The sequence below is a fragment of the Bacillus salipaludis genome, assembly GCF_004358205.1.
This window is the reverse complement of sequence record NZ_SMYO01000008.1, coordinates 210,151-222,104: the sequence shown is the minus strand read 5'-3', so window position 1 is coordinate 222,104 and position 11,954 is coordinate 210,151. Positions and strand designations below refer to the sequence as shown.

General features: G+C 38.4%; 13 protein-coding genes, 1 pseudogene and 1 riboswitch. Of the genes and pseudogenes, 8 read left to right on the top strand and 6 right to left on the bottom strand.

The features are described 5' to 3' along the window. Positions 1-9: 9 nt before the first annotated feature. The 5 genes and pseudogenes from E2K98_RS18255 to E2K98_RS31735 form a co-directional block, all read left to right on the top strand. Complete coding sequence (locus tag E2K98_RS18255; RefSeq protein ID WP_133336611.1) at positions 10-792, top strand: DeoR/GlpR family DNA-binding transcription regulator; 783 nt, start codon at positions 10-12, stop codon at positions 790-792. A 23-nt stretch (positions 793-815) separates the two neighbouring features. After that, entirely contained in the window at positions 816-1,700 is an 885-nt protein-coding gene (locus E2K98_RS18250; RefSeq protein WP_133336609.1) for a Cof-type HAD-IIB family hydrolase, read from the top strand. Positions 1,701-1,759: 59 nt separating this feature from the next. After that, positions 1,760-2,116 carry a DMT family transporter gene (locus tag E2K98_RS18245; protein ID WP_133336607.1) on the top strand — a complete coding sequence of 119 codons (357 nt, stop codon included), beginning with the start codon at positions 1,760-1,762 and terminating at the stop codon, positions 2,114-2,116. 7 nt (positions 2,117-2,123) lie between these two features. Beyond that, entirely contained in the window at positions 2,124-2,444 is a 321-nt protein-coding gene (locus E2K98_RS18240; RefSeq protein ID WP_133336605.1) for a DMT family transporter, read from the top strand. A 469-nt stretch (positions 2,445-2,913) separates the two neighbouring features. Further along, positions 2,914-3,066, top strand: a pseudogene (locus E2K98_RS31735) (HU family DNA-binding protein); the annotation flags it as partial. Positions 3,067-3,155: 89 nt separating this feature from the next. Here the strand turns inward: E2K98_RS31735 and E2K98_RS18230 are convergent. From E2K98_RS18230 to E2K98_RS18220, 3 genes are all read right to left on the bottom strand, one after another. Next, a complete protein-coding gene (locus tag E2K98_RS18230) occupies positions 3,156-4,358 on the bottom strand; it encodes an MFS transporter (protein ID WP_133336603.1) in 1,203 nt (400 codons plus the stop codon). A 29-nt stretch (positions 4,359-4,387) separates the two neighbouring features. Beyond that, positions 4,388-4,966 (bottom strand): TetR/AcrR family transcriptional regulator, encoded by a 579-nt coding sequence (locus E2K98_RS18225; protein WP_133336601.1) that lies wholly within the window; start codon positions 4,964-4,966, stop codon positions 4,388-4,390. A gap of 222 nt (positions 4,967-5,188) precedes the next feature. Further along, the gene (locus E2K98_RS18220; protein ID WP_026573674.1) at positions 5,189-5,788 is read right to left on the bottom strand and encodes an NADPH-dependent FMN reductase; all 600 of its coding nucleotides are present in this window, start codon (positions 5,786-5,788) and stop codon (positions 5,189-5,191) included. Positions 5,789-5,938: 150 nt separating this feature from the next. Between E2K98_RS18220 and E2K98_RS18215 the strand changes: the two genes are divergently transcribed. After that, a complete protein-coding gene (locus tag E2K98_RS18215) occupies positions 5,939-6,979 on the top strand; it encodes an LLM class flavin-dependent oxidoreductase (protein WP_133336599.1) in 1,041 nt (346 codons plus the stop codon). A gap of 373 nt (positions 6,980-7,352) precedes the next feature. Here E2K98_RS18215 and E2K98_RS18210 read toward each other — a convergent pair whose 3' ends face one another. Further along, positions 7,353-8,195 carry a bifunctional 5,10-methylenetetrahydrofolate dehydrogenase/5,10-methenyltetrahydrofolate cyclohydrolase gene (locus E2K98_RS18210; protein ID WP_133336597.1) on the bottom strand — a complete coding sequence of 281 codons (843 nt, stop codon included), beginning with the start codon at positions 8,193-8,195 and terminating at the stop codon, positions 7,353-7,355. Between the two features lie 46 nt (positions 8,196-8,241). Further along, positions 8,242-8,325: riboswitch (ZMP/ZTP riboswitch) on the bottom strand. Between the two features lie 55 nt (positions 8,326-8,380). Further along, positions 8,381-8,857 carry a divergent PAP2 family protein gene (locus E2K98_RS18205; protein WP_133336595.1) on the bottom strand — a complete coding sequence of 159 codons (477 nt, stop codon included), beginning with the start codon at positions 8,855-8,857 and terminating at the stop codon, positions 8,381-8,383. 242 nt (positions 8,858-9,099) lie between these two features. Here E2K98_RS18205 and E2K98_RS18200 point away from each other — a divergent pair, with 242 nt between their 5' ends. Further along, the gene (locus E2K98_RS18200; RefSeq protein WP_372512745.1) at positions 9,100-10,389 is read left to right on the top strand and encodes an alkaline phosphatase; all 1,290 of its coding nucleotides are present in this window, start codon (positions 9,100-9,102) and stop codon (positions 10,387-10,389) included. A 56-nt stretch (positions 10,390-10,445) separates the two neighbouring features. Here the strand turns inward: E2K98_RS18200 and E2K98_RS18195 are convergent, their stop codons facing one another. Continuing rightward, the gene (locus E2K98_RS18195) at positions 10,446-10,883 is read right to left on the bottom strand and encodes an SRPBCC family protein (RefSeq protein ID WP_133336593.1); all 438 of its coding nucleotides are present in this window, start codon (positions 10,881-10,883) and stop codon (positions 10,446-10,448) included. Between the two features lie 361 nt (positions 10,884-11,244). Between E2K98_RS18195 and E2K98_RS18190 the strand changes: the two genes are divergently transcribed. Then, positions 11,245-11,856: an RraA family protein gene (locus E2K98_RS18190; RefSeq protein ID WP_133336591.1), complete on the top strand. Its 612-nt coding sequence runs from the start codon at positions 11,245-11,247 to the stop codon at positions 11,854-11,856. Positions 11,857-11,954: the final 98 nt, after the last annotated feature.

Here is an 11,954-nt window from a genome sequence, read left to right as displayed (position 1 = left end):
GGTAATCAAATGTTAATCTTACCAGAGGAAAGAAAAAATGAAATTTTAAATGAGTTAAAAAGAATAGGAAAGGTAAAAGTTATTGATTTGGCCAAACAATTCAATGTCTCAGAGGAAACCATCCGTCGGGATTTAACACAATTAGAGGAAAATGGGTTATTAAAAAAGGTTTATGGCGGGGCAATTAAAACAACCTTTCAATCTGGGGAACCTCCGTTTACCCAGCGTACGACAGTGAAGCAAGAAGAAAAAATACAAATTGGTAAAAAAGCAGCGGAACTGATTTCCGATGGAGATGTTATTGTTATTGATGTCGGGACAACTACACTGGAGTTTGCCCATTCTATCCAAAACAAAGAAAATATAACGATCTTAACAAATTCCATTCCTGTATCAGCTGTATTAACGGAATCTCTTAATCAACAAAAGTTCACAGGGCAGATTTTACTGTTAGGCGGTCAAATTGATCCGAAACAGCAATCGGTCAGTGGCGGTATTACTGAGCAGGTATTAAATCAATTCAATATTAATAAGGCCTTTATTTCAGCAGGCGGTGTCTCTATTGAAAACGGTGTTAGCAATTTTCATTTAAACGAAACTTTGGTTTCTCAAACCATGGTTAGGGTATCAAAACAAATTATTTTGTTAGCCGATTATTCAAAATTCGGCGTGGATACATTTTGTAAAATATGCCCCTTAGAGAAATTAGATATCATTGTGTGTGACCAACATCTCCCGGAATCTTGGGAAACTGATTTGAGACTAAACGAAATCGATTGGATCAAAGCATAGATATCGAATAGGAGACAAAGAACATGAGTTTAATTGCAATAGACTTAGATGGAACGTTATTAAACCATCAGATTGAAATAAGTGAAGAAAATATAAAAGCGATTCAATTTGCCCAAGAAAATGGCATTGAAGTAGTCATTTCAACAGGCCGGGCTTATTTTGATGTGCGAAGAATTTGTGAAAAGGCCGGGCTTTCTACCGTTGTAATTGGTACAAACGGTGCCACCATTCATTCCAAAGATGAGATGCTTTTGTCTGCTGCTGCCATAGAGAAAAATGAAGTCCAATCTATTCTTCAATGGTTAGACGAATGGAATTTTTACTATGAGGTGTTTACAAACAAAGCCATTTATACGATTAGAAAAGACAGGGAAAATTTCGATCATGAGATTCAAATGATGAAAAGAGCCGGGGGAGATGGCAATCGGAATGAATTAGTGGAGGAAGCAGAAAGACAACTTGATCAGTATGGCTATGTTTTTGTTGAAAATTATGATGATATCCTAAAACAAAAGGAAGATTTTTATAATATTGTAGTGTGTTCTTTTGATGAAAAGAAGTTAGAGGAAAGCCGGAAACACTTTCAAGAATATGGTTCGTTAACAGTTGTTTCATCCGCTCATCATAATATTGAAATTACGAGCAAATATGCTTCAAAAGGAATTGCCCTTGAAAAACTTTGTTCTTTGACAAATTGCAGTTTAGAACATGCAATGGCAATCGGAGACAGCGACAATGATCGATCTATGTTCCAAAAAGTGAAATATAGCGTGGCGATGGGGAATGCAAAACGTGAGATTAAAGAAATTTGTACAATGGCCACTCTTAAAAATGATGAAGATGGTGTGGCCCATGCCATTTACCGATACTTTAACAACTTGGTGATTCAACCTAATACCATCTATTAAAATAGCAGGTTAGCAATTACACATAATGGAATGTATCTGCTAACAAGGAGAATCTTTAAATGGATTGGATTTATATTTTAATTGCAGGTCTTTTAGAGATCGTCTGGATTATAGGCCTTAAATATTCGCACGGGTTTACTGAATTCATACCTAGTGTCCTAACAGTGGGGATTATCATTTTCAGCTTTTTTTTATTGTCAAAAGCTTTACGTTTAATATCCGTAGGAACAGGGTATGCCATTTTTACGGGTTTGGGTACGGTTGGAACCATAGCTGTTGGGGCGATTTTTTGGGGAGAGTCTATCAATCTGCTAAAAATGTTTTTTGTCATTTTAATGATTTTTGGAATAATTGGATTAAAAATTGAGTCAAATGTGGGTCAACAAGAAGTAGATGATTTGTTCAAGGTTAGGTGATGAGTAGATGGCATGGCTGTTACTCCTTCTTGCTGGATTTGCTGAGATTGGAAGTGTCATAAGTCTAAAACGCGCAGAAGGATTTAAAAAGTTTCTTCCTACCGTATCCTGTCTTGTATTTGGTAGTTTCAGCTTTTATTTTCTTTCCCTTTCATTAAAGGTTCTTCCAATCGGGCCAGCTTACGCAATATGGACTAGCATCGGCTCTGTAGGAAGTGTCTTAGTAGGAATGGTATATTTTAAAGAACCGAGAAATAGTAAAAGAATCTTTTTAATTCTTTGTATAATAATAGGGGCTGTTGGCGTTAAAATAACTTCTGGACAGTAATAATAACGCAAGCACATGGTTGAACAAGAAATAGAAAAATATAGGTGGAAATATTTAATATCACATAATTGTAACAAAATAAACTCGTATGAAAATATGTTAGTAATTCAAACAGAACTATTTCTAACAGTAGAATAAATTAAAACGTAGCCTTTTTAGATTTCTATAAATGTATTTTTAGAGTAAACACAGAGATTTTTTTACCTCTGTGTTTATTTAAGTTTTCGCTGATTAATTGCTCCTATGTTTAATAGCATAACAAAGAGACTAACTAATAACCAATGGAGCAAGAGTATCCCCCGAATATTTTCAATGCAACCCACAGACCTATCGGTGTATTGGAGGAACCTAGCCTACTCATATCGGACAGATGTTGAACTTGTTAAGTCCAATTGGGGTCCTTAGCCTAGGTAAGCCAAGCGCAAGCGAAGCACAATTCCCTAAGGGGATATAGGAGATTAGAAAAAGCAAATGTCACCATGTTGGGTTTGGAACATTTGAAGTACGTGAACGCGCAGCCAGAACAGGCCGTAATCCACAAACAGGCGAGGAAATGCGGATTCCTGCTTCTAAAGTTCCCGCTTTTAAACCAGGTAAAGAATTAAAAGAAGCTGTTATATAAGTAACCAATAGATAGTGCTGAGGAAGCCTTTTGGCTTCCTCAGCACTCTTTTATTCGTAAGGTAAGACTGTAGAAAGAATAGCTTTTTATTATTTTGCAACACTTTCTGATAAATGTCCTTCTTTCCACATCACTGTAATCCCAAGCCCAATGACCATAATGACAGCAGCGAAAAGATAAGGAAAGTGGATGTTTATGTCAAACAGTATCCCGCCCATCGCTGGTCCAACGATATTACCTAAGCTCGTATAAGTAGAATTCATTCCAGCAACAAATCCTTGTTCCTTCTTGGCAGCTTTTGATAAAAAGGTCGTCAATGCCGGACGAAGCAAGTCAAATGCAAGAAAGATGAAGCTAGTTACCACAAGCACCGTCAAAAAGCTAGAAACCACGGTGGATGCCACTGCCAAAATTGCACCAATGACCAAACATAATTGGATCAGTTTCTTTTCTCCAAGAAAATCTACCATTCTCCCAAACATAAATACTTGCACGATAACGCCAAAGATGGAGCTTATTGTAATAATCGATGCAATGTCCTTTGGTGTAAAGCCGAATTTATGATCAGAAAATAGACTAAAAACTGTTTCATAAGCTGATAAACCGAATGCGAGCACAAATACAATAATAAATGCAATGAAATAAAGCGGATTAAGTGATTTTTTCAAATCGCTAATCAAGTTTGTTTGCTTGGTTTTAGCCGAAATTTCTGCAAGCTGTTCCTTAGTTATCGGCTCTTTTAAAATAAATATGGAAATAAAGCAGGCTAAAAAGGCTATGGCTGCAGCAAAGAAGAAGGGCATACGTACACCGTATTCTGCAATAAAGCCGCCGATGCCGGGCCCTATAATAAAGCCAGTGCTTATAGCGGCAGACATATAGCCCATTGCTTTTGGCCTTTCCTGAAGCGATGTAATATCTGCAAGATATGCAGTAACTCCCGGCATAATAAAGGCGGCACTAAATCCACCTAGAATCCTTGATAGATAAAGCACTGATACATTTTTGCCTATCCCAAAAATCAGTTCTGATACACCAAATAGGAATAAACCGATGATAATGATTTTCTTTCTGCCATAACGGTCAACCCATTGTCCTGCGAGTGGTGACACTAGCAGTTGTGACACCGCAAAAACCGCAACAAGATAGCCCATCGTTTTCCCAGATAAATGCATAATATTCATAAAAGTTGGCATAACAGGGATGATGAGACCAACTCCCAGAAAGGCAATAAAAATATTGCTTAAAAGAATAATTAATACAGCTTTTTGTTTTTTTATCGTTTTCTTCATGAATCAACACCTCTTTTCTGTATGAATCATTAATGTGAAATCCCTCTCCAAAATACAGTCCATGAGGCATCTAATTTGTCTTTCAGCCGATGTTCATCATTGCCGTATACAAGTTCCAGCAAAATGGAATCGACTACTCCTAAGAAAGCGAAGGTTGGTGTTTTTGCAGCATCTATGATGATTAACTTAGCATCAATCCAATCCTGAAATTTACCTTCTAGTATCGCCTGTACTTTCTCTTCGATATCGATTACTTCCTTTTCAATTGCCTTTGCGAGATGGGCTGGCGGAAAAAAGGACATGCGTAGCCAAAACTTTATATGCTCATTTTTTTGAAATAGATCGATAACCAATTGTAAGAATCCGTATAAATCTTTTTCGGGATTTTGTGAATCAACTTTTTCAAAATATTGGAGCTTTGAAGATAGCTCAGTCTCTTTGGCATCACGCAAAACTTGCAGAAAAAGGTCATCCTTCCCTTTAAAATGAGCGTAAATGGATTGCTTTTTCATGCCGACCTCTTCAGCTATTTGCGAAAGAGACGCTCCTTCATAACCATGTATTGTGAAATATTTTAGAGCCGCTTCCTTAATTTCATTGCTTTTCAATAAAATCACCTCAACTAACGAACGTTCGTTAGTTATCATATCAAATTAAGTAATGATAAGCAAGTATCTCAATTTGACTCGAAAGATATATGGGATGGGGACGAGGGAAATGAAGTTTTAATTGGGGAGAATGGTTTAATTAAATCTAGTTTAACCAATACAAATCGAATATAAAAAAATAGAGCTTGGAATCCAAGCTCTATTTTTTAAAAGGAGAATCAATTATCTAACAGTTTTTAATGCCCCGCTCCAACTGATTACTTCATCAAGCATTGCATTCACATTTGTAAGATGCAATTCAGCTGGTTTGAATACTGATCCGTTTTCAAAATCAGTAAATAATGAAAGAGTCGGATGTGTGCGAACATCTGCAACTTTTAATTCCCCTAAGATGCCGCGTAAGTGTTCAGCAGCACGGGCTCCGCCAGTTGATCCATAGCTTACAATACCTGCTGCTTTATCGTTCCAAGCTTCGCGAGCTGAATCCAATGCATTTTTCAATGCGCCTGTGATGCTGTGGTTGTATTCCTGCACAATGAATACAAAGCCATCAAGGCTAGCAAGTTTTTCATTCCATGCTTGAAGTCCTGGTTCTTGGCCAGTACCTTCTCCTAAGAATGGTAATTTGAAGTCGGCGATATCAACGATTTCATAATCTGCATCCTGACGTTTGTCAGCAATACCTTTCACCCATTCTCCTACTTGTGGACTAACACGTCCTTGACGTGTACTTCCTAAAATAATCCCGATTTTTAATTTTGGATTGGTCATTTTTTCTTCCTCCTTAGATGCACTGCCAAATAAATTACTGAAAAAGCTCATTTTTGACACCCCTTGTAGTTTTTGTGAAATATATTTACAAATCATGAATCTCAAATTAAAATATATTTAATTCAAGATAATAATATTACATGTAATTATTTTTGTCAACTATTGAATACTAGTTATAAAGAAAGAAGGGATGAGAAAGAAATGGAAATTGGGATTTATACGTTAGCGGATTTAGGCCCGAATCCGCATACAGGGAAGACGATTAGTGCGCATCAGCGACTTAAAGAAATTATCCAAGCGGCAAAAATGGCGGATGAATTAGGGCTGGATGTATTTGGAGTAGGGGAGCACCACCGTCTGGATTATGCAGTATCAGCTCCAGCGATTGTGTTGTCTGCAGTGTCACAAGTGACGAAACGAATCAAACTAACCACTACTACTACTGTTTTAAATACGATAGATCCTGTCCGTCTTTTTGAGGATTTTGCTACACTTGATTTACTATCAAATGGGCGGGCGGAAATCATTGCCGGACGTGGAGCATTTATCGAATCGTTTCCGCTGTTCGGGTATGACGTGAACCAATATGATGAATTGTTTGAAGAACATATTGAGCTCTTTTTGAAGCTAAATGCGGAAGAGAGGGTTACATGGAGTGGCAGATTTAGGTCGCCATTGCAGGCTGCTGAAATAGCTCCGAGGCCGTTACAAAAAGAAATACCGATTTGGGTTGGAGTTGGCGGCACTCCGGAGAGCGCGGCACGAGCAGGCAGATTAGGTACTGGTTTAGCCTTGGCCATCCTAGGAGGTCCGCCCATCCGATTTAAGCTTCTTGTTGATATATACCGGCAGGCGGCTAGTCAAGCTGGGCATGCTCCGGAATCTTTGAAAGTGGGAGTCACAGGACATGCTTATATATCTAAAACCACGGAGCAGGCAAAAGATGAGTATTATGCGTTTCACTCCAATTATTGGGGATATCTCAATCGCCAGCGTGGCATGAGTACCCATATGTCGAGAGCTGATTTTGAGATTATGGCTGCTCCGGAAACGGCATTATTTGTGGGAAGTTCGCAGCAGATTATTGAAAAAATTCTCTATCAATATGAGCTTTTTGGGCACCAGCGGTTTATTGCTCAAATGGATATTGGCGGAATGCCTTTTGAGAAGGTTGCGGAGAATATTGAAAGGTTGGCAACCGAGGTAGCACCTGTTGTGCGTCGAGAGACTGGGAAACAGTAAATCTCTTGAAAAAGAATGTATCTGCATTACCCGTGAAAATGAAAAGAGTGATCCCGAGGTAAAAGGGAAGGCGTTGCATTACCGGTGAAGAGGAAAAAAGTAATCTCGAGGTAAAAGGAAAGGCGTTGCATTCCCCGTGAAGAGGAAAAAAGTGATCTCGAGGTAAAAGGAAAGGCGTTGCATTCCCCGTGAAGAGGAAAAAAGTGATCTCGAGGTAAAAGGAAAGGCGTTGCATTATCCCTGAAGAGGAAAAAAGTGATCTCGAGGTAAAAGGGAAGGCGTTGCATTACCGGTGAAGATGATAAATGCATACTTAAGGCTAATGAAATTGCAAAAAAAAGAGTTGAGCCAAAACAGCTCAACTCAAATCATATTAGTTTTGAAGAGTTTCCTCAGCAGACTTTACAGTATGCTTTAACAGCATCGAAATTGTCACAGGACCAACTCCACCTGGAACAGGGGTAATCGCGCTAGCTTTTTCATAACACGCATCGTAATCCACATCACCGATATTGCCTTTATTATATCCAGCATCCAGGATTACTGCACCTTCTTTGATCCAGTCCCCTTGAATAAAATTAGGTTTACCCACAGCGGCTACCACAATATCCGCTTGTTTAACGATTTCTGGTAAATTCGTGGTACGTGAATGACAAGTTGTTACGGTAGCATCTGCATTTAAAAGTAAAGCTGATACCGGCTTCCCTAAGATTGGGCTTCTACCAACAACAACCGCATGTTTACCCTCAACAGGGATATTGTAAAAGTTAATGATTTCCATTATCGCAGCCGGAGTACATGATGGATATTTTCCGAATCCTAAAGCTGTTTCACCATAGCCTCTGCTTGTTACCCCGTCAACATCCTTACGAATATCAATGGACTCAAACGCTTTACGTTCATCAATCTGTGCCGGCACTGGATGTTGAAGAAGAATTCCATGAACAGAATCATCTTGGTTTAATTCATCAATCGTTTTTAATAAATCATCTGTTTGTGTTTCCTTAGGAAGATGAATTCGTAATGATTTAATTCCAACCTTCTCACAAGCATTTCCCTTCATTTTTACATATGTCGCTGATGAAGGATCATCTCCGACTAAAATAGTAGCAAGGCAAGGAGTAACTCCTTTTTCCTTTAGTACGTTCACTTTATCTTTTAAAGCATCTTTAATATTTGTTGCTACGAGTTGTCCATCTAAAATGACTTTTTCCATTGAAAAAAACCCTCCTAAATAATAAAAGAGATAGGAAAAAAATACCTATCTCTGCCCAGACGACCCGACCGTATAAAATGCAGCTCCCATGTGGTCAATTCCACGGTTGTCGTCAGTCACTGCATTTTCCTTCTTATTGATTAGAGAATATCATACCTTAAAAAGATATTCAATAAAGGTTTTAGTTAGGAAGAAAATGGATAAACCAAATAGGTTAAGAAACCGATTATAATCCCGGTGACGGCACCAAAAAATACCTCTGCCGGCTGGTGTCCTAAAAGTTCCTTGAGCTTTGCTCGGGATTCTGTTTTTTTAAGATTAGGGTCTTTTAGAGTTTCGACCAAAGCGTTGAAATCAACTAACAATTTATTTAAAACCTCCGCATGGTACCCGGCATGCCGGCGGACCCCCGTAGCATCATGCATGACAATGGCAGACATCACTACACAAATTGCGAACTCATTTGATTTAAACCCAGAGGTGAGCCCAATCGCTGTCGTTAAGGAGATAATCGTTGCGGTATGAGAGCTCGGCATACCGCCAGTACTGAACATTAGATTCCATCTTAATTCCCCGGTAGTTAAAAAATGAATGGGGATCTTTACGAATTGAGCAATCAACATCCCTAAAAGGGCGGCTAAAATAGGATAGGATAAAAACACAGGTTTCCCTCCAGTAAATGTATTTAACATTTCTCATTAATAATTGATTGTATGTGTATATTGCAAAAGAAATTTCTTTTATTACATACCCTTTTTAATGTTAGATTACCCAAAAAGGCAAACTCCTTATGATTATAAATTAAAAGGGGACACTGAACCTATATAGTTAAATTTAGGAGGAGCAAATTTTGCGGAAAACAATACTAATAGTCGCTACACTTTTTATAGCAATTGTCGGAACGATACTCGGAACTATGTATCAGGGGGTCAAAGCTAATCACGGCCAAAAAGAAATTAACAACATTATTTTTTTAATCGGAGACGGAATGGGGGTTTCCTATACGACTGCATATCGCTATTTTAAGGATAATCCGAACACAAAAAGGTTTGAGCCCACAGCGTTTGATCCATACCTAGTTGGACAGCAAATGACTTACTCGGATGACCCGAAGCATAATGTAACGGATTCCGCTGCTGCAGGTACAGCCATGGCAACAGGGGTCAAAACCTACAATTCGGCGATTGGGGTCGACCGCAATGGCACACCGGTAAAATCCGTTCTGGAAGCGGCTAAAGAAAAAGGTAAATCGACTGGATTCGTTGTGACTTGCCAGATTGCGCATGCCACACCTGCAGCCTTTGGTGCCCATGAAAAAAACCGCAAAAATATGGATGCGATAGCGGATGATTATTTTGACGAGAAAATTAATGGTCATCACAAAATCGATGTAATGCTTGGCGGTGGAGTAACCAACCTGGTCCGTTCTGACCGTGATTTAACAAAGGAATTCCAAAAAGATGGTTATGATTATGTAACGAATAAGGACGAAATGTTAAAAAGTAAACAAACTAAGGTGCTTGGATTGTTTGCCCCTGAAGGATTGCCTAAAATGCTGGATCGAGAGGCTTCTACACCATCCTTAAAAGAGATGACAGAAACTGCTTTAAGTAAATTAAGTAAAAATAAAAAGGGTTTTTTCCTAATGGTTGAGGGAAGCCAGATCGACTGGGCAGGTCATGATAACGACATCGTTGCTGCGATGAGCGAGATGCAAGACTTCGAAAATGCGTTTGAAGCGGCAATTGATTTTGCTAAAAAAGAAAAGCATACATTGGTGGTTGCAACTGCAGATCATTCAACAGGCGGTTTTTCAGTCGGGGCAAAGGGGAATTATAACTGGTTTGCAGCGCCAATACTAGCTGCAAAGCATACTCCTGACTTTATGGCTGAACAAATTGCAAAAGGTGCAGATGTAGAACAAACGTTAAAAAGTAATATTGAGTTGTCACTGAAACCCGAAGAAATCCGATTGGTAAAAAAAGCGACAGAATCGAAAAACGTAACTGAAATTGATAATGCAATTGAAAAGATTTTCGATAACCGATCCTTAACTGGCTGGACAACCAGCGGGCATACGGGGGATGATGTGAACATTTATGCCTACGGACCCGGAAGCGACCTTTTTACAGGAAAAATAAACAATACAGGTCAGGCGAAAAACATTTTTGAAATGATTAAAAAAGGTAAGTGATTTCATTAAAAAGTTTAACCCCATTGGACTCCCTTGTTCAATGGGGTTATTGACTACTACTCTTTAACTAAAGCGCCCCTCAACGTATTGACTTCGTTTTCTAGATACCCTTTTAAACAGGTCAACATATATACCCAGCCTTCTTTATTGTCGACTAGATTATGTACGAACTCAGGGTCATTTTCGTCAAAACCATCTTCTGTAACTTCAATAATCGTAGAGGACGAATCTACATCATTTAGTGAGATTGTCACCTGATGCTCATCTTCAACCGGGCCCCATTTAAACACGATTTTCTGATCTGCAACAACATTTATGACTTTTATTTCAAGTTCCGCATTGTATTCTTTATATGTTAATGCAACCGTCTTTCCAGATTCCCATCTATCTGAGCTTGTTGAAAACCAAAAATTACCGATTTTCGCTGGATCAACAAATGCTTCAAATACTTCATGAGCAGGTTTTGCTATTTTAAATTTTGTAATGTTTTTCATCCTCAAGCCATCTCACTTTCCACTAAAGATTCTGATGATTAGCGTATACTAATCAAACGTTTAATTAAAATTTGATTCCACGAATAATCAGGTTGTTTCTTAAATAGCATACACTAATCAAACGTTTAATTAAATTTGTCTTTCGTTAAAAGGTCGTGTGGCACCTAGTACTCTTTTTTCGACCGTTTGATTATTAAAGTCTTAACCAACCACGTTTAAGTTCATTCAAATATAGAATAAACCAATATGAAATATTTCGATTTTATGAACTAGGTGAAAGATTGGTATGGTAAAGATACGAGCAAAAACATCAGTTGATGCTATTAATCTGGTGTGAAAATTAAAATCAGGGGGAGAAAAAATGAATATTGTTGATCAATTTCAAGACATACCAACAACTTGTATTTCCGATGCATTAGATGGAATGACAAACTTAGATGCATCAATCAAACCTTTAAAAGAAGAATACCGGGTTGCAGGACGTGCATTTACTGTGAACATGCAAGCAGGGGATAATCTTGTTGTACTAAAAGCCATACGCGAAGCAAAGCCAGGCGATGTCATTGTTATAGACGCAAAAGGGGATACGAGCAGAGCCATTGCAGGTGATTTTATTCTCGGGATGGCCCAAACCCTTGGCATTAAAGGGATTATTGCGGATGGTGTTATTCGTGACATTATAGGAGCAAAGGAATTAAATTATCCTGTGTTTTGTAAAGGGACTACAATAGCTGCAAGCAATAAAACGGGAAATGGAAGCATTAATGGACCGATTTCATGCGGCGGTGTAACCATTTCTTCTGGTGATCTTGTAATAGGAGATGCTGATGGTGTTGTAGTAGTGCCCCGAGAAAGAGAAGAGGAAATCCTGAAAAAGTCACAAGTAAAATTAGAGAAAGACATTAAAAGAGCAGAAAAGGTATCAAACAATAAAGAAGAAATCATTGCCTATCTTGACAAAATGTTATCTTAATTGGTAGTTGGGCCATCTCAATCTGGCCCAACTCTTTATATGGACGAAGATGCTACTAAATCTTTAATAAATTCAACAAACGCTTTCACAACATTAAG

Excerpts from the sequence above, each read along its gene's own strand:
- E2K98_RS18240 (WP_133336605.1), top strand. The coding sequence starts at position 2,124 with ATGGCATGGCTGTTACTCCTTCTTGCTGGATTTGCTGAGATTGGAAGT.
- E2K98_RS18250 (WP_133336609.1), top strand. The coding sequence starts at position 816 with ATGAGTTTAATTGCAATAGACTTAGATGGAACGTTATTAAACCATCAG.
- E2K98_RS18215 (WP_133336599.1), top strand. The coding sequence starts at position 5,939 with ATGGAAATTGGGATTTATACGTTAGCGGATTTAGGCCCGAATCCGCAT.
- E2K98_RS18190 (WP_133336591.1), top strand. The coding sequence starts at position 11,245 with ATGAATATTGTTGATCAATTTCAAGACATACCAACAACTTGTATTTCC.
- E2K98_RS18210 (WP_133336597.1), bottom strand. The coding sequence starts at position 8,195 with ATGGAAAAAGTCATTTTAGATGGACAACTCGTAGCAACAAATATTAAA.
- E2K98_RS18255 (WP_133336611.1), top strand. The coding sequence starts at position 10 with ATGTTAATCTTACCAGAGGAAAGAAAAAATGAAATTTTAAATGAGTTA.
- E2K98_RS18230 (WP_133336603.1), bottom strand. The coding sequence starts at position 4,358 with ATGAAGAAAACGATAAAAAAACAAAAAGCTGTATTAATTATTCTTTTA.
- E2K98_RS18220 (WP_026573674.1), bottom strand. The coding sequence starts at position 5,788 with ATGAGCTTTTTCAGTAATTTATTTGGCAGTGCATCTAAGGAGGAAGAA.
- E2K98_RS18245 (WP_133336607.1), top strand. The coding sequence starts at position 1,760 with ATGGATTGGATTTATATTTTAATTGCAGGTCTTTTAGAGATCGTCTGG.
- E2K98_RS18195 (WP_133336593.1), bottom strand. The coding sequence starts at position 10,883 with ATGAAAAACATTACAAAATTTAAAATAGCAAAACCTGCTCATGAAGTA.